Here is a 23,707-nt window from a genome sequence, read left to right as displayed (position 1 = left end):
AGTCCCTCGGTTTAAAGTCAATCAGATTTGTTTTTAGAGGTCGCAGAGACGGTCACGCAGCACCGGCCGGGTGCCGGCTCCATCCGCGCCTGCCACCCGGTCAGCCCGGCGCCCTCCAGCAGGCCGGTGATCATCGCGAGGTTCATGCCGCAGATCAGCGGCGGGAACTGCTCGGCCAGCCGGTGGAACGGGCAGTTGCGCAGCTCGATCCGGGACTCCTCCGGGTCCACGGTCGGTGCGTAGCCGTGCCCGGTGAGCAGCTCGGTGACCTCCGGGCAGCCCGGTCCGGCCTGCCGCCCGTAGGCCAGCGCCACCCGGTTGAGGGTCTCGTCGGCGCCGCTGCGCTCGAGCGCCTCGGCCAGCAGCTCGGCGGCGGTACGGTAGGCGCGTGGCGGCACGCTGACGGCATGTTCCGCGGCGGAGATCCGGTAGAGCTTGGCGGGGCGGCCCGCGCCGGGCCCGGTTCGGCCGGACCGGCGGGCGTACGAGACTTCGAGCAGTCCCACGTCCACCAGTTTGTCCAGGTGGAACGCGGCGAGCGTGCGGCCGATGCCGAGCGACTCGGCCACCTCGTCCCGGCCGACCGGACTGTTCCCGGCGGTCGCCACCATCCCGTACGCCGCCCGCCGCACCCCGTCGGCCAGCGCGGACACCGCCGCCAGATCGTCCAGATTCTCGCTCACCCGGCAATCGTATTGCCAACCTGACTTGGTGCTAGAGACCGCCTGTCCGGAGGACGGCTGTCGCAGGGCCGCCCGGTAACCTTGGCGAGTGTCTGTAACGCCACCCCACCGCCGTGTCGCACTCCTCACTCTGGGCTGCGCCCGTAACGAGGTCGACTCGGAAGAGCTCGCCGCCCGTCTCGACGCAGGTGGTTGGGAGGTCGGCACCGACGCCGAGGGCGCCGACGTGGTGCTGGTCAACACCTGCGGTTTCGTCGAGAAGGCGAAGCAGGACTCGATCGACACCCTGCTCGCCGCCGCCGACACCGGGGCCAAGGTCGTCGCCGCCGGCTGCATGGCCGAGCGCTATGGCAAGGAGCTCGCCGAGAGCCTGCCCGAGGCGAACGCGGTGCTCGGCTTCGACGACTACACCGACATCGCCGCCCGGCTCGACGGCGTGCTGGCCGGGGAGAGCTTCGACGCGCACACCCCGCGGGACCGCCGTGAGCTGCTGCCGATCACCCCGGTGCAGCGGCAGAGCGCCAAGGTGGTCGTCCCCGGGCACGCGACCGTGGACGAGCACACCCCCGCCCACCTGCGCAAGGTGCTGCGCCGCCGGCTCGACAGTGGCCCGGTGGCCTCGCTGAAACTGGCCAGCGGCTGCGACCGGCGCTGCGCGTTCTGCGCGATCCCGGCCTTCCGCGGCTCGTTCGTCTCCCGCGACCCGCAGGAGCTGCTCGCCGAAGCCGAGTGGCTGGCCAAGTCCGGCGTCCGCGAGCTGGTCCTGGTCAGCGAGAACAGCACGTCGTACGGCAAGGATCTGGGCGACCCCCGCGCGCTGGAGAAGCTGCTCCCGCAGCTCGCCCGCATCGACGGCATCGTGCGGGTCCGGGCCAGCTACCTGCAGCCCGCCGAGACCCGGCCCGGCCTGGTCGAGGCGATCGCCACCACCCCCGGCGTCGCGGCCTACTACGACCTGTCGTTCCAGCACTCCAGCGAGCCGGTGCTGCGCCGGATGCGCCGGTTCGGCTCGACCGAGCGGTTCCTCGAGCTGCTCGACTCGGCCCGCAAGCTGGCGCCGTCGGCCGGCGCCCGGAGCAACTTCATCGTCGGCTTCCCCGGCGAGACCAAGCAGGACGTGGACGAGCTGATGCGCTTCCTCACCGAGGCCCGGCTCGACGCCATCGGCGTCTTCGACTACAGCGACGAGGACGGCACCGAGGCGGCCGGCCTGAGCGGCAAGCTCAGCGAGGCCACCGTCAAGCGGCGGTACGACCGGGTCGTCGCGCTCGCCGAGGAGCTCTGCGCCCAGCGTGCCGAGGACCGGATCGGCAACACCGTCGAGGTGCTCATCGACTCGATCGACAGCGGCGAGATCGAGGGCCGCGCCGAGCACCAGGCCCCCGAGGTGGACGGCTCCACCACACTGGTGGCCGGCGACCGGGGTGTCGACCTGACCGCGCTGCGCCCCGGCGACCTGGTCCGGGCGACCGTCACCGGCACCGAGGGTGTCGACCTGATCGCCGTCCCGGTCGAAATGATCTCGGCTGCCACGGTGCCCACGGCATGACCAACGAGCCGGCTCCGGTGCCCGCGCCCCGCGTGGTGTCGCTGTACAACGCGGCGAACGCGTTGACCGTGATCCGGATCGTGCTCATCCCGGTGTTCGTGGCATTCGTGGTCGTGTCCGGGATGACCGACCCGGATTGGCGGATCGCGGCCTGTCTGGCGTTCTGCATCGCGTCCGCGACCGACTTCGTGGACGGCTGGATCGCCCGGCGCTGGCAACTGGTCACCTCGTTCGGCAAGGTGGCCGACCCGATCGCCGACAAGGCGCTCACCGGCACGGCTCTGGTGCTGCTCTCGGCGTACGACCAACTGCCCTGGTGGGTGACGATCGCCATCCTGGTCCGCGAGTGGGGGGTGACCGCGCTGCGGTTCTGGGTGATCCGATACGGCATCATCCCGGCCTCGCGGGGTGGCAAGCTGAAGACCGGACTGCAGACCGCCGCCATCGCCTGGTATTTGTGGCCCGTGCCGGAATCAGCACAGATCGTCGGGGTATGCCTGATGGGCGCCGCGCTGATCGTCACGGTCGTCACCGGAGTCGACTACGTGCTGCAGGCGCTCCGCCTGCGCAGGGCGGCGGGTAAGAGCTAGGCCGGTACGAGCTGGGAGGCCCGGGTGGAGATGTCGGTGGCCGCTGCCGCGGCGGTGCATGTGCTGGTCGAACGGCACGAGACCCTGGCGGCGGCGGAGTCGCTCACCGGCGGTCTGGTCGCCGCGACCATCGTGGAGATCCCCGGGGTGAGCGCCGTCTTCCGCGGCGGGATGGTCGTCTACGCCACCGATCTGAAGAGCAGGCTCGCCGGCGTGCCGAAGGATCTTCTCGACGAGCGCGGCCCGGTCGACCGGGACGTGGCCGCCGCCCTGGCGTCCGGTGTCCGGGAGCGCTGCGGCGCGGACTGGGGCGTGGCCACCACCGGCGTCGCGGGCCCGGAGCCGCAGGACGGCAAGCCGGTCGGGTTGGTGTATGTGGCGGTCGCCGGTCCGTCCGGGGTAGAGGTGCGTGAGCTCAACCTCACCGGCAACCGGGAGGCCATCCGCACCGAAAGTGTGACGGCCGTCCTGCAGTTGTTGACGGACGCCCTGCGTACCGCGGCCGCTCCGGTCTGAGCTGGGAATTCTTCCGGTCGTGCGGGAGTTGTCCGATAGCGCCGACGGCCGATGGGTCCGGGAATTCGGCGGGGCGGGATGTCGGTGTCGCTCGCGCCAGGTACGGTTGCGGGAAGCCTCCGGCGTATGCCGGCGGCCCCGCCCGCAGGAGGAGGTGCCATGGTCCTGCTACGCCGCGTGATCGGCGACGCACTTCGGGCGCGCCGGCAGGGACAGCACCGCACGCTGCGCGAGGTCTCGACTGCCGCGAACGTGAGCCTGGGGTATCTGTCCGAGATCGAGCGCGGGCAGAAGGAAGCGTCCAGCGAGCTGCTGGCAGCGATCTGTGATGCGCTCGGCGCCCGCCTCTCCGAGTTGCTCAGTGAAGTCAGCAACACACTGGCGATCGCGGAGAACATGGAAGGCGTGCTGGTTCCGCTCGACGAGGAGGCCACCGACGTTTCCGTCTCGGTGCGCCAGGATTCGCCGCTGAAGACCACACTTCGCGCGACCCGCAAACAGCAGCGGGACATCGTCTACGCCGCCTGATCATGCTGATTCGACCGCAGGGCCGCCCCTCAGGGGGCGGCCCTGCGTGCATGTCGCCGCAGGGCTCAGGGGAGCGTAGCCTCGATGCCAGGGGAGACCCTGAGATCCCCCGTAGGTCACGTGACGCCGCTGGCGTCGGGCTGACACGATGGGCTTTCCGCGTCACCGTCAAGTAACTCGAAACGGTGACGCGTCAGACGGAGCGACTTGAGGGGATACCGCGAGATGGCGAATCCGTTCGTCAAGGGCTGGAACTACGTGATGGCGCTCTTCGGCGCGAAGATCGATGAGTACGCCGATCCGAAGGTCCAGATCCAGCAGGCCATCGAGGATGCCCAGCGGCAGCATCAGGCGCTCGTTCAGCAGGCCGCCGCCGTGATCGGCAACCAGCGGCAGCTGGAGATGAAGCTGTCCCGGCAGATGACCGAGGTCGAGAAGCTGCAGGGGATGGCGCGCCAGGCGCTGGTTCTGGCCGACCGGGCCCGCGCCGCCGGCGACGAGGCCGAGGCGCAGAAGTACGAGTCGACCGCGCAGACCCTGGCCACCCAGCTGGTGGCGGGCGAGCAGTCGATGGAGGATCTGAAGACCCTCCACGACCAGGCGCTCGGTGCCGCCGGGCAGGCGCGCAAGGCGGTCGAGAACAACGCGATGGTGCTGCAGCAGCGCATCGCCGAGCGTTCTCGCCTGCTCAGCCAGCTCGAGCAGGCCAAGATGCAGGAGACCGTGGCGAAATCGCTGGAGTCGATGTCGCAGCTGGCGGCGCCGGGCAACACCCCGTCGCTGGACCAGGTGCGCGACAAGATCGAGCAGCGGTATGCGAATGCCATGGGCCGTGCCGAGCTGGCCTCCAACTCGGTCGAGGGCCGCATGCTCGAGGTGCAGAAATCCAGCCTGGACCTGGCCGGCTCGTCCCGGCTCGAGCAGATCCGGGCCAGCATGGCGGGTGAGAAGCTGGGCGGCGCCGCCGCGCAGCCCGCGGTCGAGCAGCAGCAGCAGAGCGCCACACCGGCCGCCGACCCGGCCAGCGTGGCCCGCCTCGACGAGATCCGGGCCAGCATGAACCAGAAGCGCGGCGACACCACGGCCGCGGGCTGAGAGCGGGGGCGACGGTGGACGAGCGGACCAGGTACTTCCGGCGGCTCAAGCGGCTGCGCGGGTCAGCGCGCCGGTGGAGCGTGCTCGGTGGCGGCCTGACCGCGGCCGCTGCCGTCCTCACGCCGTACGCGGGGATCGGTATCGGCGACGCCGCCTGGGCGGCTGCCGCGGGTGGTTCGGCGGTGCTGGCCTGGTGGCGCTGGAGCGACCACCGGGAGCTCGCCGCGACCCCGGCGCCGCCGCCCGCGATCACCGCGCCCGGCCTGGCCGGGGCTCTGGAGAAGTTCCCGGCCGGCCGCACGGTGCTGCACGAGGTGCGGCGCCAGCGCACCCGGTTCGCGCTCCGCGGCTCCACGATCGCCCAGTCCTGGGACCGGCTGGACCGGGCGTCGCAGACGATGTCCGGGCTCGCCGGCCGGCTCACCGGCGCCGGGGAGACCGCGGCGCTGGAGGCGGCCACCGCCGAGACCTGGCTGCGCGATCTGGGCCAGCGGGCGGCGAGTGTGGAACGCGCCATCCCGCTCGGGCAGCCCGGCCAGCGGGATGCGCTGACCCAGTCGCACGCCGCCCTGGCCGAGCAGTTCGACGAGGGTGTGACGGCGTTCGAGAGCCTCGTCGCGGCGGCGGCCAGCTATGTCGCGGAGGACGGGCACCCGGTGGCCGACGCCCGCCACCCGGCGTATTTCAGCCTGATCGAGGCGACCGACCGGCTCCGCGGCATCGCCGAGGGGCTGGCCGAGCTGCGCGACAGCACCGCCCGGTTTCGAGCCGCCGGCTGACGGTTGAACCCTGCGCCCCCGTGCGGTGTTCTCTCTGGATAGGGAGAACGACGGGAGACGGGGATGGAAGACGGCCTGGCTGTCGACGTGCCGGCTCTGCGAGCCTGCGCGACGGGGACGCAGGCGGCCGGAAACACCCTCAAGGCCGCGATGTCGGCCGCCGAGCACCGGCTTGCCACCACCAGCGAGCCCGGCTGGTCGTCGGCCACCGCGATCCGTGCCGCCGAGCAGGTGTGGGAGGCACATCTGCGCCGCCTGACCGCGGAGATCGAGGGGTTCTCCGCGGCGCTGACCGCTGCGGCCGATGACTACACCCGGACCGACGAGGCCGGCGGGCAGCGGATCCGCGGGGCCGGGCAGGTGCCGCGGTGAGCGCGCTGACGCTGGAGCAGCTGCTCAAGGCGTACGACACGCCGTGGCATCAGGCCGCTGCCGCGTGGAAGCAGCTCGCCGGCCAGATCGACGACACCGCCGAGCAGCTCATCCGGGCCACCCGCGATCTTCCGTACGCGTGGTCGGCCGGCGCGGGCTCGGAGGAGGCGGCCACCCGGGCGGCCGGGCTGCGGGCCGAGGTGAGCAACACCTACAACCCGGCGCGGCGGATCTACGACGCTCTTGAGGAGCATGCGTACGCCGTAGGCGCCCTCCGCAGACAGGCCGAGGAGATCGTCGCGTCGGCGCAGCAGGCCGGGTTCACCATCGACGCGGCGGCGGGCCGGATCACCGCGCCGGCTTCGGCGTACACGGGTGGCCAGCTGGATCACACCGCCCGCGCGATGGCCGGGATCATGGCCGATCTGGAGGCGGTGCTCGAGCGGGCGCGGGCGCAGGACGACTCGACGGCCAACGTGCTGAACGTCAATCTGCCGTCCGGCGCGAACGGTTTCGGGCAGCTGCAGATGCGGACCGTCAGCCGGGCCGATGTGGAGGATCAGCGTGCCCGGCAGCCCCGGGAGATCCGGGAGTGGTGGGAGACGCTGACGCCGCAGCAGCAGGAGGAGGCCCTGCAGAACTTCCCGGAGCTGATCGGGGCGCTGGACGGCGTCCCTGCCACCGACCGGGACACCGCCAACCGGATCGTCCTCGACCGCGACCTGGCCGGGCTGACCGACGAGATCCAGCGGCGGGACGAGCTGAACCGGCGGGAGGAGTTCCTGCGGGCGATGGCCGCGCAGGGCCGGCTCGGCGAGATCTACCCGGACTCGGCGAACCCGGCCGGCAGCGTCCTCGCCGAACTCGATCGCATCGACCGGGAACGTGAGCCGCTGGAGAAGCAGTTGGCCGGGCCGCTGGCGGTGCGCGACCGGCTCGCCGACCCGGGCAAGCCGCCCGCCTTCCTGCTGGGGTATTCGTCGGCGGACGACGGCCGGGCCATCGTCGCCGTCGGCAACCCCGACGAGGCCGACAACGTGGTGACCTATGTGCCCGGCACGATGGCCGATCTGCCGAGCATCGCGGGCGACATCGACCGGGCGGACGTGATGGCCGACGACGCCAACCGTCTCGATCCCTCCGGGCGAAAGACGGCCGCGATCACCTGGCTCGGCTACGACGCGCCGGACTTCTTCCATAACGCCGCCTCGGCCGGCTATGCCGAACGTGCCGCCGGTGACCTGTCCCGGTTCCAGGACGGATTGCGGGTCACCCACGACGGGCCGCCGTCGCGCAACACGATGATCGGCCACAGCTACGGCACCACGACCGTCGGGATCGCGGCCCACGAGAAGGGCCTGGCCGTGAACGGCCTGATCTTCGTCGGCAGCCCGGGAGTCGGCGTCGACTCGGCCTCGGACCTGTACATCCAGGGCGACGCCGGTGACGTGTGGGCCAGCACCGCCGCCAACGACGTGATCCAGCTGACCGGGGTGGACGACAACATGCGGTTCGGCGAGAATCCCGCCAATCCGGGCTTCGGCGGTCGCCAGTTCACCAGCGACCCGGGATCGTTCAACCCGGTCGAAGCCCACTCGGACTACTGGGACCCGAACAACCCGTCCCGCCGCAACATCGCCTTTATCGTCACCGGGCAGGAAGGCAGGGTGCAGTGACACCCCGGAACCGGTTCGCTCTGACCGTCGCCGCCGCGCTCGTCGCCGGCGGCCTGATCACTGGATGTGGCACCGTGTACCCCAGGCCGGACATCACCGCCAACGAGGCCGTGGTGCGTGTCGCCGAGCTCGCCGACGAGGCGATGAAGCAGCTGCCGCCGGGCGCGACGCTGCGCGAGACGCTGCACGCCGACGACATGAAGTGCGACGACGGTCCCGGTGACGACCGGGTCTTCATCGAGACGCACTACCAGATCGACTACCCGCAGGGCTGGCCGGTCGACGACGCCGTGCCGACCCTGGCCGACTTCTGGACCGGCAAGGCGTACGAGACGGTCCGGGACGAGCGTGACGACCCGCAGCTGCCGAACTTCGCGGTCGAGGCGCCGGACGGCTTCCGGATCAGCATCGACGTCACCAAGCGGGACAACGGGACCGTCGACGCGTACCTGAACAGCAGCTCACCCTGCCTCTGAGACCGGCTCGGGCTGGCAGCGGGGACACCAGTACGTGATCCGTTCGCCCTGGTCGGCCTTGCGGATCGCGGTGCCGCACCGGCGGCAGGGTTGTGCGCGTCGTCCGTACACATAGCTTGTCTCGCCGCGTCGTAGCGACCCGGTGGTGGTCTGCGTCCAGCGACCCCGGTTGGAGGCCACCAGTTTCTGGGCCAGCTCGACCGTGCCGGTCAGATCGGGCACGTCGGCGACCGGGGTCCACGGCCAGAGGCCGCGCAGGAACAGCGTCTCGGCCTTGTACAGGTTGCCCACCCCGGCCAGATTGCGCTGGTCCAGCAGCGCCTCCGCGATGCTCGTCGCCGGATGGGCGGCGAGCCGGCGGGTCGCCTCGGCCGGATCCCAGTCGGCGCCCAGCAGATCCGGGCCCAGATGCCCCACCAGCCGCTCCTCCTCGGCGGTCGGCACCAGCATCACCTCGTGCAGGTGATAGCCGACCGCCACCGAACGCGCGGTGCGCAGCACCACCCGGATCAGGTGGGCCGGGCGGGCGGTCCAGCGCTCACCCGGGGCATAGGCCCGCCAGGCGCCCTCCATCCGCAGGTGCGAGTGCAGGGTGTGCGGCGGCCGCCCGTCGCGGGTCAGCCGCAGCAGCAGATGCTTGCCCCGGCTCGCCGACTCGGCCACGGTCCAGCCGGTCAGGTCGGTGGTGGCCAGGCGCGGCACCCGGAAGTCGGAGCCGGTCAGCACCTCACCGAGGAGTGCCTTCTCCAGCACCCGGGCGGTGTTCCAGACGGTGTCCCCTTCCGGCATGCCCCCATCCTGCCCCGTCAGCCGGTCGCCGAACCGAGCAGCGCGATCATCTCCGCCTCCCCGAGGTCACGGGCCGCCTGAGCGGCGGCTTCACAATCAACCCCGGCCAGCACTTCCTCCAGCGCGGCGGTCAGCGTCGGGCCGGCCAGATCCGGATCAACCCCATGGCGTACGGCGTGCCGGCGCACCCCCGCGAGCAGAACCGCAGCGGTCTCCCGTCGCCCGTCCAGTGCCAGCGCGTAACAGCCGGTGTGCAGGCTGGTCAGCACGTTGCCGATGTCGTTCTCACGCTGGAACAGCTCCAGGGCCCGGCGCACCGACGCGAGCGCGGCGACCGGATCCACCGGCGCCGCCGCGTTCCCGGTCAGGAAGGCGCGGGCCAGGGCCAGTTCGCCCAGCGCGGCGGCCCACCGGCTGTGCTGGGTGAGCGCCGCCTCGATCGCCTCGACGAGGATCCGCCGGCCGTCCGCGATCTCGCCCAGCCCGGCCAGGGCGAAGCCGAGGCAGACCTCGCCGGACGGGACGATCCACTCCTCGCCGTACGCCCGGGCCGCGGCAATCGACTCCCGGGCCCGGTCGGCGGCCGCGGCGAAGTCACCCGTCGCCTCCTGCAGCAGCGAGTCGTAGTACAGCATCTGCGCGTGCACGACCCTCGCCTCCCGGTCGGCGGGGGTGCCGATCGCCGCGTACGCCTCCCGGAGACAGTCCCCGGCGCCGGCCAGGTCGCCCGCGATGAACCGCAGCGTCGCGCAGGCCGACCAGGCCCGCGCCCGGTCCCGTCCCGGTGCCTGCGGGGCCTCGGCCAGGCCCGCGGTGAGCAGGCGCAACCCGTCGGCGACGTGTCCACCCCGGAACCAGAACCAGCCGAGCAGAGCAGCGGTCCGCAGGGCGGCGGGCGGATCGGCGGTCAGGTCGTGCTCCACCCCGGCCCGCAGGTTGGGCAGCTCCCGGTTCAGCATCCGGATCGCGTGGGCCGACCGGTCGCCGCTCAGCTCCGGGATCCAGTGCAGGACGAGTCCGCGTACCCAGGCCGCGTGCGCCGCCCGGCTGCCGGCCGGGTCCGGATCGTGCGCCCGGCAGTACGCCCGGATCATCTCCAGCAGCCGGTACCGGGCCGGGGTCACGCCGGTGTCCGCGACCACCACCGAGCGGGCCACCAGCCCGGAGAGCGCCTCCAGATCCGGGCCCACAGCGGTCAGCGCGAACCCACCCTCGTACGGCCACAGGCGCAACAACAGGGCCCGGTCGGCCGGCGGCAGCAGGTCCACGCTCCAGGCGACCGCCGCCTCCAGGGTCTCGTGCGGAGCGAGCGCACCCCGCGGCACCGGCCCGAGCTGCGGGAACCGGTCGTCCAGCAGCTCGCTCAGCTCACCGAGACTCAGGATCCGGGCGCGGGCGGCGGCCAGCTCCAGGGCGAGCGGGATGCCGTCCAGGGCCGCCGCGATCCGCCGCAGGTGCCCGATCTCCGCCGAATCGGGCCGCCAGCCCGGGCGGATCGCCGAGATCCGGTCGGTGAGCAGCGCGATCGCGTCCACGGACGGCAGCGGTGCGACCGGCAGCAGCCGTTCCCCGTCCACACCGAGCGCCTCCCGGCTGGTCGCCAGCACTCGGATCCCGGGGCAGTGGACGAGCAGGTGCAGCACCATGCCGGCGACCGGCTCGACCAGGTGCTCGCAGTTGTCCAGCACGAGCAGGCCGGTCCGGTCGGCCAGCGCCGCGGTCACCGCCTCGACGGTGGAGCCGCGTAATCCCAGCGTGGCGGCGACGGCCAGGACCGGGTCGGTCGCGTCGGCCAGCCGGACGAACCAGCCCCGGTCGGCGGCGTGCTCGACGGCCAGGCGGGTCTTGCCGGCGCCGCCCGGTCCGACCAGGGTGACCAGGCGGCTCGTGGCCATCAGCCGGTCCAGGGCGGTCAGCTCGGCGGTCCGGCCCAGGAAGGCGGTGAGCGGGCGGACCGCGGGCGCTGGGCGGGTTTGCAGGAGCAGCTGCGGGTCCTGGGCCAGCAGGCGGCTCTCCAGCTCCTGCAGGCCGGGGCCCGGGTCGATGCCCAGCTCGTCGGCGAGCAGTGCCCGCACGCGGCGCAGCGTGGCCAGCGCGTCGGCCTGCCGGCCACTGCGGTACTGGGCGAGGATCAACAGTTCCCAGCGTCGTTCCCGGTAGGGCTCCGCGCGTACGCCCGCTTCCAGATCGCCCACCGCGCCCGGCGCATCGCCGGTAGCGACCTTCGCGGCCAGCCGCTCCTCCACCGCGACCGCGCGCAGCTCGTCGAGACGCGCCCGCGACGGCGCGGCGAAGCCCGGCAGATCGGCGAAAGCCTCACCCCGCCACATCGTCAGGGCCGCGTCGAAGGCGCGGACGGCATCGCCCGGCCGCTCGTCGGCGAGCAGCGCTCGCCCCTGCTCCACCGCGGCCTCGAAACGGGCCGCATCGGTCTCCGCGAGCCGCAGCCGATAGCCGTCCTCGACGCGTTGCAACGCGTCACGCGCGTCGCCGAAGGCGCGCCGCAACCGCGACACGTAAGCCTGCAGGGAGACCGACGGGCTGGCCGGCGGGGTGTCCGCCCAGAGCGCCTCGGCCAGCGTGTCCTCGCTGACCGGACGGCCCTCGGCCGAGATCAGCGCGGTGACCAGCCGGCGCGGCAGCGGACCGCCCAGGTCGACCGGCGCGCCGCCCGCCTCGACCTCGGTCGGTCCCAGCACCCTGCCGATCAACACGCGCCGATCATAGGAGTGCAGGCGGGTTGCAGGCAGTCTGCAAGCCGACCCGGGCATGGTCGCGGTATGACGACGACAACCACCACACCGGTCGACACCTGGGAGATGGTGCTCGTGCACCGGGTCTTCCGCCGCGAGTTCCGGATGCTGCCCGCCCTGGTCCGGGCAGTCGCCCCCGGTGACACCGCCCGCGCCGAAGCGATCGGCGACCACCTGCACAACCTGGCCGGCGCCCTGCACCACCACCACACCGCCGAGGACGAACTGCTCTGGCCCCTGCTGCTGGACCGGGCACAGATGCACGCCGACCTGATCCACCGGATGGAGGCGCAACACGACCGGCTGCACGAGCCGCTCGAGCGGATCTCCGAGCTGAACCCGCGGTGGCGCGCCACCGCCTCCGCAGCGGACCGCGACGAGTTGGCCGACGTGATCGCGCAGGCCTCGGTAGCGCTGGACGAACACCTCGCCGACGAGGAAGCAGAAATCCTGCCGCTGGTCAGCGAGCATCTGACCCACGCCGAATGGGACGCCCTCGGCAGACGCGGCCAAGAGGCCATCCCGAAGAACAAGCTGGCCCTGGTCTTCCTCGGCTCGCTCTTCGAGGAGGCGACGCCGCAGGAGAAGCAGCGGTTCCTGGCCCAGATGCCGCCGCCGATCCGGCTGGTCTGGCGCCTCGTCGGCGACCGCACCTACCGAAAAGCACGTGACCGGGTACGCGTCGGCTGACATCCTGCGCGCATGGACCTGGACATCGCGCCCGTCGGCGATCGCTGGGAGCTCTTCGACGAACTCGAGGGCCTCTGGCCGGAATTCATGACGAAAGACCCCACGTCATCGCTCTACTACCGGCACTACGAGCAGCTCTGGCCAGAGTTCGTGCTGCTCGCGGTCGACCGGTCCACCGGGCAGCCGGTGGCCAAGGCGCACTCGGTGCCGATCTCCTTCGACGGGACCATTGCGGACGGTCTCCCCGAAGCCGGCTGGGACTGGGTGGTCCGGACCGCGATCCACGACCGTCTGACGGGCGCCAAGCCGTCGATCGTCTCCGCCCTGGAGATCGCGATCCGGCGTGACGTGCGGGGCAGCGGCCTGTCCAGCCGGATGCTGGCCGCGATGCGCGACAACGCGGCCCGGCTGGGCTTCACGGACCTGGTCGCGCCGGTCCGGCCGAGCGCCAAGACCGCTCAGATCACCAAACCCATCGATGCGTACGCGTACGAGGTGCGCCCGTCCGACGACCTCCCGGTGGACCCGTGGATCCGGGTCCACGTGCGAGCCGGCGGTCGCATCGTGAACGTGGCCCACCAGAGCATGGTCATCACAGGAACGCTGGACCAGTGGCGGTCCTGGACCGGCCTGCCCTTCACCGATGCGGGCCCGGTCGAAGTGCCGGGTGCGCTGGTCCCGGTCCATTGTGAGCCGGCCCAGAACCAGGCGGTTTACGTAGAACCCAACGTCTGGATCCACCACCGGATCTGAGGCCCTCGCCCGCCGCAGCCGGACCCGGGCAGGCCTCGGCTCTCCAGCGGTCCGGCTTTCCGGCCTGTTCCTGCGCCTTCCTGCGCCTTCCGGCCCGTTCCTGCGCCTTCCTGCGCCTTCCGGCCCGTTCCTGCGCCTTCCTGCGCCTTCCGGCCCGTTCCTGCGCCTTCCTGCGCCTTCCGGCCCGTTCCTGCGCCTTCCTGCGCCTTCCGGCCCGTTCCTGCGCCATCCTGCGCCTTCCGGCCCTGCCTGCGCCTTCCGGCCCTGCCTGCGCCTTCCGGCCCTGCCTGCGCCTTCCGGCGCCTGCCTGCGCCTGCCGGCGCCTGCCGGCGCCTGCCGGCCCTCCCGGCCCTCCGCGCTTCCGCCCGTCCCTGAGCGCTCCGGCCTCTTCCCGCCCTTTCCGGCCCTCCCGTCGCTTTTCCGCGCCTTCCGGCCCCCTCTGGCCCCTTTCGGGCACTGCCGTGCGCCACTTGCGTTGCGTGAGGGCCACTACGGTGGATGATTTGTCGGTTTTGGTCAGCGGGTGGCGATGCGGACGACGTCGCCGGGGCGGACGGAGAGGACGACGACGGCGCGGCCGTTGTTGACCGCGATCGCCACCCGGTCCGCCGAGTCCGCGAAGACCAGCAGCTCGCCCGCGTTGACATCGGCGAAGGTGGCCCCGCGCCGGGCCCGGACACTGCCGTTGACCATCAGGTCCGGGCCGAGGCCGGTCAGCGCCGAACCGTCCGCCGCCAACTGAACATTGCCGAACCGGTCCACCGTCAGGACCTCGGCCTCGATCCAGCCGTCGCCGACGCTCAGAACCGGGTCGGGTAGCCGTACCAAAGTGCTGGAATCCACCTCGGGACCGGCATCCGCGGCGGGGGCGCCCGCCGCCAGCCGGGCCGCGGCCGGCGCGAAGACGTCCCGCCCATGGAACGTGCGCGACACGTCGCCGAGCATCCAGTCCTTGTTGCTCAGCTCGAACGCCGAATCCACCCCACCCAGCGCCTCCGCCGCCCAGATCAGCAGCCCGTTGTCCGGCCCGACCAGCAGACCGTTGGGCGTGGACAGGACCACCCCGCGCCGGGCCGTGCCCACGCCGGGATCCACCACCGCGAGATGCACCGACTCCGGCAGGCAGGGCGCGGTCTGCGCCAGCACGGCCGCACCCCGTGCCACATCGGCCGGCGGAACATGATGAGTGATGTCGATCACTCGAACCTCGGGCGCGATGCGCGCGATCGAGCCGTGGCAGGCCGCGACGAAACCGTCGAACGTGCCGTAATCGGTGGTGAAACTGATCCATCCATAACCGGCCATGGTGGCCAACGTTACTGCCTGTTGTTGACGGATGTGGGGCGGGCACGCCGCGCGAACATGGCAGTGTTGATCCATGCGTCTCGTGATCTTCACCGAACCCCAGCAGGGCGCCAGCCACGACGATCTGCTGCGGGTGGCCAAGGCCGCCGAGGACGGCGGATACGACGGATTCTTCCGCTCGGACCACTACGTCAAGATGGGCGACGTGTCTGGTCTGCCGGGACCCACCGACGCGTGGATCACGCTGGCCGCCCTCGCCGTCCAGACCTCCCGGATCCGGCTCGGCACACTGGTCAGCTCGGCCACGTTCCGGCTGCCCGGCCCGCTGGCCATCGCGGTGGCCCAGGTCGACGCGATGAGCGGCGGCCGCATCGAGTTCGGCCTCGGCGGCGGCTGGTTCGAGACCGAGCACACCGCTTACGGCATCCCGTTCCCGGCCCTCGGCGAACGCTTCGACCGCCTCGAGGAACAGCTCGAGATCATCACCGGCCTGTGGGCGACCCCGGACGGCTCCACCTACGACTTCACCGGCAAGCATTACCAGCTCACTGAATCGCCGGCGCTGCCCAAACCGGTGCAGTCCCCGCTGCCCGTCATCGTCGGCGGACACGGCAAGAAGCGCACCCCGGCCCTCGCCGCCCGCTACGCCGCCGAGTTCAACGTCCCCTTCTCCAAGATCGAGGACATCCCGGCCCAGTACGAGCGTGTCCGCGCCGCCAGCACCGCCATCGGCCGCGCCGAGCCGCCCGCCTTCTCCGCCGCCGCCGTACTCTGCGTAGGCCGCGACGACGCCGAGGTCCGCCGCCGGGCCGCAGCCATCGGCCGCGAGCCGGAGGAGATGCGCACCAACGGCGGCATCGTCGGCACGCCGGCCGAAGCCGTGGAAACCATCCACCGGTACGCCCAAGCCGGCGCCTCCCGTCTCTTCCTCCAGGTGCTGGACCTGGCCGACCTCGACCACGTCGACCTGGTCGCCGCCGAGGTGGCCCGCCAGCTCTGATCCCACCGGCCGCGCGCTGATGGTGGTCGCCGCGAGACAACCATCATCAGCGCGGCCTCGGCTGAGCCGCTCGGCTGCGCCGGGCCAGCTGCGTTGCCCTGGCCGCGCTGCCCCGGTTGGGCCGGGCCAGCTGCATCGCCCTGGTTGCGCTGCGCTGCTTGAGTCGCCCGGCCGCACCGCCCCGGTTGGCTGCGTTGCCCCGGCTGCGCTGCCTTGGCTGAGCCGGGCCAGCTGCATTGCCCCGGCTGCGCTGCCCTGATTGAGCCGCCCGGCCGCGCTGCCCGGACTGCGCTGCCGGCGTTCCCCGTGTTTGTGCGCCTTCTTGGTGCGCCGGCCTCCTTACGCGCGTAGGCGCAGTCCGCGCGGTGTGGTGCGGAAGCCCGCCGCAGTCAGCGCGTCCCGCAGGGGAGAGGCATGGACCGACTCGCCGTCGGCGCGTTCCACCGACATCGCCCCGAGTGCGCCCGAGCGCACTGCGCCGGCTAACCCATGGGCCGCCTTCGTCAGGGCCTCCGTATCGTCCGTGAAGGACAGCAGGGTGCGGCCACCACGCTCGACGTAGAGCACCACCTCGCCGCCCACCAGCACGACCAGGGCTCCGGCCTTGCGTCCGGCCCGGTGGCCGGCCTTTGCGGCCGGCTCGCCGTCGCCGCTGTCCACGACGCGGTCGGGCCAGGGGAGCGCGGCGCCGTAGGGGTTCGCCGGGTCGGTCGCCGCCAGCACCACGGAACTGCCGGCCCGTTTCTCCAGCTCGGCGGGCTCGGCCAAGGCACGGAGACGATCCACCGCGCCGGGCACCGCGAACTGTGCCGCTCCCAAGCCCTCCACGAAGTAGCCACGCCGGGCTGCACCGCGCTCCTCCAGCGCGGCGAGCACCGGGTAGACCGCCGCGAACCCGCCGGTCACCCCCTCGGCGATGGCCGCGCCGCGGGTCACCACGCCGTGCCGCTCCAGCAGCAGGTCGGCGACCGCAGCCGCCCGCCGGGTCGGATCGGAATCCCGCTCCGGCAGCCGTGACCAGCGGCCCGCCATGTTCAGCGGCCCGGTCCGTGACGGCATCTGTGGCCGGCCCGGTCGTCTATACCGGGTGCGCGCCGGGGCGGCTTTCGCCCGGTGCGCACCGCTGCCCCCGAGCAGCGCCCGCAGCGGTGCGAACGTGTCGTTGGTGAGGTGCCCGGCCCAGACCAGATCCCACACCGCGGCCGCCAGCTCAGTGTCGTCGGTGGAGCCGACCCTGTCCGACAACGATCGGAAGAACAGCGCCTGCCCGTCCCCGAGCGAGTCCAGAACGGACTGGTGCAGCGGTGTCGCCGCGAACTCGTCGTCGGGCGGGGGCAGCAGGAGCGGCGCACTGTCCGCGTACGCCAGCGTCACCCAACCGTCCCCGCCGCTGATGGAACCGGACCCGGCCCACAGCACCTCGCCACTAGCGCACAACTCGTCGAGCAGCGGCGCGGCAAAGTCGGCAACCCGTGCGGGCAGAACCAGCCGCTCCCACGCCGAAGCCGGCACCGCCACGCCCTGCACCTGCTCGATCGCGGCAGCGACCGCGTCGACTCCGCGCGCATTGCCGCCGACCTGCTGCCACCGTGGCAGGAAGGCAGCGAGCACCGCGGGCGGCACCGGCTCGATCTCCCGGCGCAATGCGGCCAGCGAACGCCGCCGCAGCATGCGCAGCACTTCCGCGTCGCACCACTCGGTGCCGGCGCCACCGGGGGAGAACTCGCCCGAGGTGACCCGGCCGGTCGCGCTCAGCCGTTTGAGCGCCTGCTCCACCACGAACACGCCGAGTCCGAACCGGGCCGCGCAGGTCGCCGCCGGGAACGGCCCGTGGGTCCGCGCATACCGCGCCACCAGATCGCCGAGCGGATCGGCCACCGGCTCCATGTAGGCCTCGGGGATCCCGACCGGCAGCGCCACACCGAGCGCATCCCGGTAGCGTCCCGCGTCCTCGACGCCGATCCAGCGTTCCTCCCCGGCCACCCGGATCCGGATCGCTCGCCGGGCGGCCTCGAGGCTGAGCACCCACTCCTCCGGGGCACCGCGCTCGGCCATCTCCGCGCTGGAGAGATCGCCGAGTAGGCGCAGCAGCTCAGCGGTGTCCTCCGCGTCCCGTGGGGTGCGCTGCTCAGTACGCCACTGCAGCTGTGCTTCGGTCTCGGTGACGACCTGGGGATCGAGCAGCTCCCTCAGGTCGACCCGGCCGAGCAGCTCACCGAGCAGGGTCGAGTCGAGGGCCAGGGCGGCGGCCCGCCGCTCGGCCAGGGGAGCATCCCCCTCATACAGGAAGGCGCCGACGTAGCCGAACAGCAGCGAGCGGGCGAACGGCGACGGCCGCGCAGTCTCCGCCTCGATCAACCGGACTTTGCGGCCGGAGATCTCCCGCATCAGGCCGATCAGTCCGGGCACGTCGAAGACGTCCTGCAGACACTCGCGGGCAGCCTCCAGCGTCACCGGGAAGTCGGCGAACTCCCGGGCCACGTCGAGCAGCTGTGCCGACCGCTGCCGCTGCTGCCAGAGCGGTTGGCGGCGTCGAGGATCGCGCCGCGGCAGCAGCAGTGACCGGGCGGCGCATTCCCGGAAACGGGACGCGAACAGCGCGGACGTGCCGACCGACTCCTCGACCAGCTGGGCGATCTCCTCCGGGTCGAAGGAGATCAGCTCAGCGCCGGGTGGTTCCTCCGCGGTGTCCGGGAGGCGGATCACGATGCCGTCGTCGGAGGGCATGACCTGACCGTCCACCCCATACCGCTCGGAGAGGCGGCGGCCGACCGCCAGCGCCCACGGCGCGTTCACCCGGGCGCCGAGGACGCAGTGCACGGTCATCCGCCAGTCGCCCAGCTCGTCGCGGAAACGCTCCACCACCACGGTCCGGTCGTCGGGTAGGTGGCGGGTCGCCTCTCGCTGTTCGCGCAGGTAGGAGACCAGGTTGTCGGCCGCCCACTCGTCCAGACCGGCGTCGCGCAAAGTCGTCGTGGCCCGCTCGTCGCCGGCCCTGGTCAGCGCGCGCAGTCGGGCCCCGATGGCGCGGCCCAGCTCGATCGGACGGCCGGGGGAGTCGCCTTTCCAGAACGGCATCCGGGCCGGTGCGCCGGGGGCGGGGGAGACCAGCACCCGATCCGGGGTGATGTCCTCGATCCGCCAGGACGTGGAACCCAGCAGGAAGACGTCGCCGACGCGAGACTCGTACACCATCTCCTCGTCGAGCTCGCCCACCCGCGAAGCCCGCTCCGAACCGGCCAGAAAGACCCCGAACATTCCCCGGTCCGGGATCGTGCCGCCGCTGGTCACGGCCAGGCGCTGCGCGCCGGGCCGGCCGGTGAGCTCATCGGTGCCGCGGTCCCAGACCAGGCGGGGCCGCAACTCGGCGAAGGCGGTCGACGGATAACGCCCGGAGAGCATGTCGAGCACGGCGTGCAGGGCGGAGTCGGGCAGCTCGGCAAAGGGTGCGGCACGGCGCACCAGCGCGGCCAACTCGTCGACCTGCCAGGCGTCGAGGGCCACCATCGCGACGATCTGCTGCGCCAGCACGTCGAGCGGGTTGCGCGGGTAGCGCAGCTCCTCGATCGCGCCCTCGCCCATCCGCTCCGCGACGACGGCGCAGGACAGCAGGTCACCACGGTGCTTCGGGAAGACCACCCCACGCGACACCGCGCCGACCTGGTGCCCGGCCCGGCCGATGCGCTGCAGGCCGGCGGCGACCGAAGGCGGCGCCTCGATCTGCACGACCAGGTCGACCGCGCCCATGTCGATGCCCAGCTCCAGGCTGGAGGTCGCGACCACGGCCGGGAGCTGACCGGATTTCAGCGCCTCCTCGATCTGCTTGCGCTCCTCACGGGAGACGCTGCCATGGTGAGCCCGGGCGACGACGGGTGGTGCGCCCTTCGTCCCCCCGGCCTGGGCCATGATCTCGGCCGGCAGCCGGGCGAAGGCTCGCTCGGGTTGCCCGGGATCCGCCTGCTCGCCGGCGCCGGGCAGCATGGCCGCGGCCTGCTCGGCTCGCTCGCTGGCCAGCTCGTTGAGGCGAGCGCAGAGCCGCTCCGAGCCACGCCGCGAGTTGGTGAACACGATCGTCGACCGGTGACCCTCGATCAGGTCGAGAACCCGCTCCTCGACCGCAGGCCAGATCGACGGTGTGTGCCGGCTGCCCTCGAGATCGTCGCCATCGGAATCCGGCACCTCGTCGAGGCGGGTCATGTCCTCCACCGGGACCTCGACCGCCACCTCGATCGTCTTCGCGCTTTTCGGCTGGACGATCTCGACGTCGTGCGCGCCGCCGAGGAATCGAGCGGTCTCGTCGATCGGCCTGACTGTCGCGGAGAGCCCGATCCGCTGCGCCGGGCGCTCCAGCAGCGCGTCGAGCCGCTCCAGGGAGAGCGCCAGGTGAGCGCCGCGCTTGGTGGCCGCGACGGCGTGCACCTCATCCACGATCACCGTCTGGACTCCGCGCAGTGAATCCCGTGCTGCTGAGGTGAGCAGCAGGAACAGGGACTCCGGAGTGGTGATCAGGATGTCCGGTGGGGTGCGCGCGAATCCTCGCCGCTCCTCAGCCGGAGTGTCCCCGGTGCGCATCCCGACCGTGATCTCCGGTGGTGGCAGCCCCAGCCGGCCGGCGGCCTGCCGGATCCCGGTCAGGGGAGCGCGCAGGTTGCGCTCCACGTCGACCGCCAGTGCCTTCAGCGGGCTCACGTAGAGCACCCGGCATCGCTGCCGGACCTCCTCGGGGACCGGCTCATTGGCGAGCCGATCCAGGGACCAGAGGAAGGCGGCCAGCGTCTTGCCGGAACCCGTCGGTGCCACCACCAGGGCATTTCGCCTCGCGCCGATCGCACGCCAGGCACCGGCCTGGGCAGCGGTGGGCGCGGCGAAGGCGGCCGTGAACCACTCCCGCGTGGCCGGTCCGAACTTCTCGAGCACCTCTCGCATGCCGTCCATCCTGCCCCGGGGGTATGACAGAAATCGGGGGCTCGGTTGCGCGTACCCCAGCTTTGTTCTTGGGAAGCGCCGGGCGCGACCCCGACTACTTGCGCGAGGTACGCCGGACCGAAGCGTTCTCGCGTCCCACCGAGCCTCACGCAGCGACCGGGTGATCGTCATTCCTTGGGCGGTCTGTGACTGATTATCCTGATACCCGACGTGATGGGTGGTGCCGATGGCGGTCAGGCAGATGCTCGTCGTCGGTCGGTACCGTCTTCTGGAGCCGGTCGGCGCCGGCGGGATGGGACGGGTCTGGCTGTCCCGTGACGAAATGCTGGACCGGGACGTGGCGATCAAGGAGATCGTCCCGCCGGACTGGATGACCGAGGCTGAAAAGGATCGGCTACGGGACCGGACGCTGCGGGAGGCGCGCAGTGCCGCCCGGCTGAACCATCCCCATGTGGTGCGGATCTACGACGTGGTGCACGACGAAGGCCAGTCGTGGATCGTCATGGAGTACATCCCCTCGCGCTCGCTCCACCAGGTGCTCCGCGAGGAGGGACCCTACGATCCGGCGGGCGCGGCCCGGATCGGGCTCGCCGTCCTGGATGCGCTGGACTCCGCACACCGGGCCGGGGTGCTGCACCGCGACGTGAAGCCGCACAACGTGTTGATCGGTACGGACGGCCGGGTAGTGCTGACCGATTTTGGACTGGCGACCTTCGTGGACGACGGCACGGTCACCGCTCCCGGGCTGATCGTCGGCTCGCCGCAGTACGTCTCTCCGGAGCGTGCCCGGGACGGGGCATCCACCGTGGAATCGGACCTTTGGTCCCTCGGCGCCACGGTCTATGCCGCTGTGGAGGGCCGATCTCCGTACGCCCGGGAGACCGCGATGGCGACGCTGGCCGCGCTCGCCACGGAGCAACCCGACCCTCCGGTACGCGCCGGCCCGCTGACCCCCATCCTCGAAGGGCTCCTGCAGTACGACCCGCTCGACCGGCTGACCGCGACCGAGGTGGAGAACCGGCTGCGGCTCATCGTCGGGATCGATCACCGGGAGGTTCCGCTGGTCCCCGGCCAGCGTGGCGTTCGGCATCATCGCCCGGAGGAACCGCGGAAACCGGCCGACGGCGCCGTTTTCAAGAATCCGGACGAGTCCGCGCCGCCGGTGGTGCTCACGGAATCCGAGGCTGATGGGCCGCGCAACCCCGACACCTCGGACCGTCAGGGCTCGGCCGGCATCGAGTCGGTCCGGGCCTCCGGGCCCGGCGAGGACGTGGAGGACGACCTGGCCGGTGCGGCTGTGCCGGAGCGGCGACGGGAAAGCCCGATGGCGACACCGGCTGATCCTCCGGTCGTCGCTTCCCCTGCAGTCGCTTCTCTTGTCACCGCTCCTCCGGTGGCCGCTTCTCCGGTGGCCGCTTCTCCGGTGGCCGCTTCTCCGGTCGCCGCTGACGACTCGATAACCACACCACTGCGCCAGGGGAGTCAGGCGCTCCTGCCCTTCACGCCGCAGCAGGCGGCAGCGCCATCCGGCCGGATCCCGGAACGCACGGCCCGGCCGCGGCGCCGCCCGCTGCGAGGCGTGGTGCACGCTCGGTCCGCTGTCATCGTCGGAGTGGTGATCGTGCTGGTCGGCGGCAGCGTCTCGGCGGGCTATCTCGCGCAGAAGAGCCGGCCCCGCGCCCACGTGGTGCTTCCCACTGCACCGAGCGCGTCGGCCGTGCCGACCACAGTGACTCCGTCCGGACGATCACCCGGCGTCTCCGCTCAGCCGGGCGTGGTCTCGCCTCCCTCCGTGGCCGTGCCGACCACCGCCGTCGCCGACCGGAACGGCTTCTCGCCCGTCGTTTGCGACTCGCCGCCCCCGCCGGATGTCCGGGAAACGCCGAAGAAGGGCGCGGCCCGAGGAGTCAACGGCTGGTCGCTGCTGGCCGGATGGTCCTACTTCACGGACCGCTCCGGGTTTCACATCGCGGTCCCCGACGGCTGGACCTATCAGCGGATCGGCACCACATACTGCTTCCGTGACCCGGGAAGCTCCCTGGTGATGAGCCTTGACGCGGGCCGGGATGCGAGTGCCGACCCGGTCCGGGCGTGCCATGCCGAAGAAGCTCGTCTCAAACAGGACGAGGCGGTGGCCGGGTACTCGCTGATCTCCATCACAGCGGTGCCGTTGCTGCACAAGGCCGCCGACTGGGACTACCGCTATCAGGCACAGGACGGCGAGCCGAGGCGGGCGAGCCTTCGCTGGTTCGCCGTCAACGGCAGGGCGTATGCGATCGGCTGGGCCACCCCTGAGAAGGCCTGGCCGGAGCATCTGAGCAAGATCCAGATGGTCCGGAGCACCTTCTTCGCGGACCGGGCCGGCCGGACTCCGACTGCCGCAGCTGGGCACCGCTGACGCTTGCCTGCCGGTGCACGCCAAGGGCGGCCGGGGCAGAGCTCGCAGGCGCCCACTGGCAAGCCGCGCTGGCTACCTGTGAACCGGAGGCGGCTGAGCTACCCGGCTTCCTGCGTCGACCGGCACTGATGCTGGAAGCGAGCCGAGCTGCCTGAAAAGGCGCCGCCCGTGCCGTCAGCTCGCGCTCGCCGTGGCCAACTTGATGCCGAACCCGACGAAGAGTGCCCCCACGCCCGTGGTGGCGCCCGCCGCCAATCGCCGGCGTTCCCGGAACTGCCCCGCGAGATACCGGCCGCCGAAGATCAGCGCGGACAGGTACAGCGCGCTGAAGAACTGCACCACCGCGCCCAGGATCAGGAACGACAGCGCCGGATGCGGATAGCCCGGCTCGACGAACTGGATGAAGAACGAGACGAAGAACAGGATCGCCTTGGGATTGAGCAGGCTGATCACCGCGGCGCGACGGAACGGATGCCGGAGCCCGGGGAACTCGCCGGTCTCCACCGGAGAGATCTCCGACCGGTGCCGCCATCCCCGCCAGGCGTTGCGGATGATGTTGATGCCGACCCAGAACAGGTAAGCGGCGCCCGCGTATTTCAAGACCAGGAAGAGCGGTGGATAGGTGCCCAGCAGCGAGGCCACCCCGGTCGCCGAGAGGACCATCAGCACCGCGTCGCCGATGAAGACGCCGCCCGCCGCCTGATATCCGGCTCGCACACCCCGCCGGGCCCCGACCGACAGCACGAAGATGGAGTTGGGCCCCGGCAACAGGATGATCGCCACCACACCGAGCACGTACGTCCAGAAATCGGTGATGCCTAACACGAAC

19 protein-coding genes are annotated in these 23,707 nt (G+C 71.8%); 13 read left to right on the top strand and 6 right to left on the bottom strand.

Annotated elements, in window-relative coordinates:
* Positions 1 to 17: 17 nt before the first annotated feature.
* The gene (locus OHA21_RS32325; protein ID WP_328461367.1) at positions 18 to 683 is read right to left on the bottom strand and encodes a helix-turn-helix transcriptional regulator; all 666 of its coding nucleotides are present in this window, start codon (positions 681 to 683) and stop codon (positions 18 to 20) included.
* Positions 684 to 771: 88 nt separating this feature from the next.
* Here OHA21_RS32325 and rimO point away from each other — a divergent pair, with 88 nt between their 5' ends.
* From rimO to OHA21_RS32280, 9 genes are all read left to right on the top strand, one after another.
* Positions 772 to 2,232 carry a 30S ribosomal protein S12 methylthiotransferase RimO gene (gene rimO / locus OHA21_RS32320; RefSeq protein ID WP_328461365.1) on the top strand — a complete coding sequence of 487 codons (1,461 nt, stop codon included), beginning with the start codon at positions 772 to 774 and terminating at the stop codon, positions 2,230 to 2,232.
* Positions 2,229 to 2,822 carry a CDP-diacylglycerol--glycerol-3-phosphate 3-phosphatidyltransferase gene (pgsA, locus tag OHA21_RS32315; protein WP_328461363.1) on the top strand — a complete coding sequence of 198 codons (594 nt, stop codon included), beginning with the start codon at positions 2,229 to 2,231 and terminating at the stop codon, positions 2,820 to 2,822. The genes rimO and pgsA overlap by 4 nt, the downstream gene beginning before the upstream one ends.
* A gap of 30 nt (positions 2,823 to 2,852) precedes the next feature.
* The gene (locus OHA21_RS32310) at positions 2,853 to 3,338 is read left to right on the top strand and encodes a CinA family protein (protein WP_328478653.1); all 486 of its coding nucleotides are present in this window, start codon (positions 2,853 to 2,855) and stop codon (positions 3,336 to 3,338) included.
* A 159-nt stretch (positions 3,339 to 3,497) separates the two neighbouring features.
* The gene (locus OHA21_RS32305) at positions 3,498 to 3,866 is read left to right on the top strand and encodes a helix-turn-helix domain-containing protein (RefSeq protein ID WP_328461361.1); all 369 of its coding nucleotides are present in this window, start codon (positions 3,498 to 3,500) and stop codon (positions 3,864 to 3,866) included.
* 225 nt (positions 3,867 to 4,091) lie between these two features.
* Complete coding sequence (locus tag OHA21_RS32300) at positions 4,092 to 4,961, top strand: PspA/IM30 family protein (RefSeq protein ID WP_328461360.1); 870 nt, start codon at positions 4,092 to 4,094, stop codon at positions 4,959 to 4,961.
* A 14-nt stretch (positions 4,962 to 4,975) separates the two neighbouring features.
* A complete protein-coding gene (gene pspM, locus OHA21_RS32295) occupies positions 4,976 to 5,740 on the top strand; it encodes a phage shock envelope stress response protein PspM (protein WP_328461359.1) in 765 nt (254 codons plus the stop codon).
* A 63-nt stretch (positions 5,741 to 5,803) separates the two neighbouring features.
* Positions 5,804 to 6,112 (top strand): type VII secretion target, encoded by a 309-nt coding sequence (locus OHA21_RS32290; protein ID WP_328461358.1) that lies wholly within the window; start codon positions 5,804 to 5,806, stop codon positions 6,110 to 6,112.
* Positions 6,109 to 7,788, top strand: coding sequence for an alpha/beta hydrolase (locus OHA21_RS32285; protein ID WP_442874925.1), 1,680 nt, complete (start codon positions 6,109 to 6,111; stop codon positions 7,786 to 7,788). The genes OHA21_RS32290 and OHA21_RS32285 overlap by 4 nt, the downstream gene beginning before the upstream one ends.
* Positions 7,785 to 8,264 (top strand): hypothetical protein, encoded by a 480-nt coding sequence (locus tag OHA21_RS32280; RefSeq protein WP_328461357.1) that lies wholly within the window; start codon positions 7,785 to 7,787, stop codon positions 8,262 to 8,264. The genes OHA21_RS32285 and OHA21_RS32280 overlap by 4 nt, the downstream gene beginning before the upstream one ends.
* On the opposite strand, the gene OHA21_RS32275 is transcribed toward OHA21_RS32280, so the two are convergent.
* Positions 8,250 to 9,053: a DNA-formamidopyrimidine glycosylase family protein gene (locus OHA21_RS32275; protein ID WP_328461356.1), complete on the bottom strand. Its 804-nt coding sequence runs from the start codon at positions 9,051 to 9,053 to the stop codon at positions 8,250 to 8,252. The genes OHA21_RS32280 and OHA21_RS32275 overlap by 15 nt on opposite strands.
* A 17-nt stretch (positions 9,054 to 9,070) precedes the next feature.
* Positions 9,071 to 11,767, bottom strand: a complete 2,697-nt coding sequence (locus tag OHA21_RS32270) for a BTAD domain-containing putative transcriptional regulator (protein WP_328461354.1) — start codon at positions 11,765 to 11,767, stop codon at positions 9,071 to 9,073.
* A gap of 66 nt (positions 11,768 to 11,833) precedes the next feature.
* Between OHA21_RS32270 and OHA21_RS32265 the strand changes: the two genes are divergently transcribed.
* Positions 11,834 to 12,496 (top strand): hemerythrin domain-containing protein, encoded by a 663-nt coding sequence (locus tag OHA21_RS32265; protein WP_328461352.1) that lies wholly within the window; start codon positions 11,834 to 11,836, stop codon positions 12,494 to 12,496.
* A 12-nt stretch (positions 12,497 to 12,508) separates the two neighbouring features.
* Positions 12,509 to 13,249 carry an N-acetyltransferase gene (locus OHA21_RS32260; protein ID WP_328461350.1) on the top strand — a complete coding sequence of 247 codons (741 nt, stop codon included), beginning with the start codon at positions 12,509 to 12,511 and terminating at the stop codon, positions 13,247 to 13,249.
* Positions 13,250 to 13,765: 516 nt separating this feature from the next.
* On the opposite strand, the gene OHA21_RS32255 is transcribed toward OHA21_RS32260, so the two are convergent.
* Positions 13,766 to 14,554, bottom strand: coding sequence for an SAM hydrolase/SAM-dependent halogenase family protein (locus tag OHA21_RS32255; RefSeq protein ID WP_328461348.1), 789 nt, complete (start codon positions 14,552 to 14,554; stop codon positions 13,766 to 13,768).
* A 73-nt stretch (positions 14,555 to 14,627) separates the two neighbouring features.
* Between OHA21_RS32255 and OHA21_RS32250 the strand changes: the two genes are divergently transcribed.
* Positions 14,628 to 15,554: an LLM class F420-dependent oxidoreductase gene (locus OHA21_RS32250; RefSeq protein WP_328461346.1), complete on the top strand. Its 927-nt coding sequence runs from the start codon at positions 14,628 to 14,630 to the stop codon at positions 15,552 to 15,554.
* Positions 15,555 to 15,893: 339 nt separating this feature from the next.
* Here the strand turns inward: OHA21_RS32250 and OHA21_RS32245 are convergent, their stop codons facing one another.
* Positions 15,894 to 20,489, bottom strand: coding sequence for an ATP-dependent helicase (locus tag OHA21_RS32245; RefSeq protein ID WP_442874924.1), 4,596 nt, complete (start codon positions 20,487 to 20,489; stop codon positions 15,894 to 15,896).
* A 217-nt stretch (positions 20,490 to 20,706) separates the two neighbouring features.
* On the opposite strand from OHA21_RS32245, the gene OHA21_RS32240 reads away from it, so the two are divergent.
* On the top strand, positions 20,707 to 22,878 hold the full coding sequence (locus OHA21_RS32240; RefSeq protein WP_328461342.1) for a serine/threonine-protein kinase: 2,172 nt from the start codon (positions 20,707 to 20,709) through the stop codon (positions 22,876 to 22,878).
* 174 nt (positions 22,879 to 23,052) lie between these two features.
* Here OHA21_RS32240 and leuE read toward each other — a convergent pair whose 3' ends face one another.
* Positions 23,053 to 23,703 carry a leucine efflux protein LeuE gene (leuE, locus tag OHA21_RS32235; RefSeq protein ID WP_328461340.1) on the bottom strand — a complete coding sequence of 217 codons (651 nt, stop codon included), beginning with the start codon at positions 23,701 to 23,703 and terminating at the stop codon, positions 23,053 to 23,055.
* Positions 23,704 to 23,707: the final 4 nt, after the last annotated feature.

Source organism: Actinoplanes sp. NBC_00393, from assembly GCF_036053395.1.
Lineage (GTDB): Bacteria > Actinomycetota > Actinomycetes > Mycobacteriales > Micromonosporaceae > Actinoplanes.
The sequence above is the reverse complement of the archived record's forward strand: the minus strand, read 5'-3'. Positions and strand labels throughout refer to the sequence as shown.

What these genes read in the sequence shown, in the direction of transcription:
- pgsA (WP_328461363.1), top strand. Translation starts at nt 2,229, where the DNA reads ATGACCAACGAGCCGGCTCCGGTGCCCGCGCCCCGCGTGGTGTCGCTG.
- OHA21_RS32310 (WP_328478653.1), top strand. Translation starts at nt 2,853, where the DNA reads ATGTCGGTGGCCGCTGCCGCGGCGGTGCATGTGCTGGTCGAACGGCAC.
- OHA21_RS32305 (WP_328461361.1), top strand. Translation starts at nt 3,498, where the DNA reads ATGGTCCTGCTACGCCGCGTGATCGGCGACGCACTTCGGGCGCGCCGG.
- OHA21_RS32300 (WP_328461360.1), top strand. Translation starts at nt 4,092, where the DNA reads ATGGCGAATCCGTTCGTCAAGGGCTGGAACTACGTGATGGCGCTCTTC.
- OHA21_RS32290 (WP_328461358.1), top strand. Translation starts at nt 5,804, where the DNA reads ATGGAAGACGGCCTGGCTGTCGACGTGCCGGCTCTGCGAGCCTGCGCG.
- OHA21_RS32275 (WP_328461356.1), bottom strand. Translation starts at nt 9,053, where the DNA reads ATGCCGGAAGGGGACACCGTCTGGAACACCGCCCGGGTGCTGGAGAAG.
- OHA21_RS32265 (WP_328461352.1), top strand. Translation starts at nt 11,834, where the DNA reads ATGACGACGACAACCACCACACCGGTCGACACCTGGGAGATGGTGCTC.
- OHA21_RS32260 (WP_328461350.1), top strand. Translation starts at nt 12,509, where the DNA reads ATGGACCTGGACATCGCGCCCGTCGGCGATCGCTGGGAGCTCTTCGAC.
- OHA21_RS32255 (WP_328461348.1), bottom strand. Translation starts at nt 14,554, where the DNA reads ATGGCCGGTTATGGATGGATCAGTTTCACCACCGATTACGGCACGTTC.
- OHA21_RS32250 (WP_328461346.1), top strand. Translation starts at nt 14,628, where the DNA reads ATGCGTCTCGTGATCTTCACCGAACCCCAGCAGGGCGCCAGCCACGAC.
- OHA21_RS32245 (WP_442874924.1), bottom strand. Translation starts at nt 20,489, where the DNA reads ATGGACGGCATGCGAGAGGTGCTCGAGAAGTTCGGACCGGCCACGCGG.
- OHA21_RS32240 (WP_328461342.1), top strand. Translation starts at nt 20,707, where the DNA reads ATGGCGGTCAGGCAGATGCTCGTCGTCGGTCGGTACCGTCTTCTGGAG.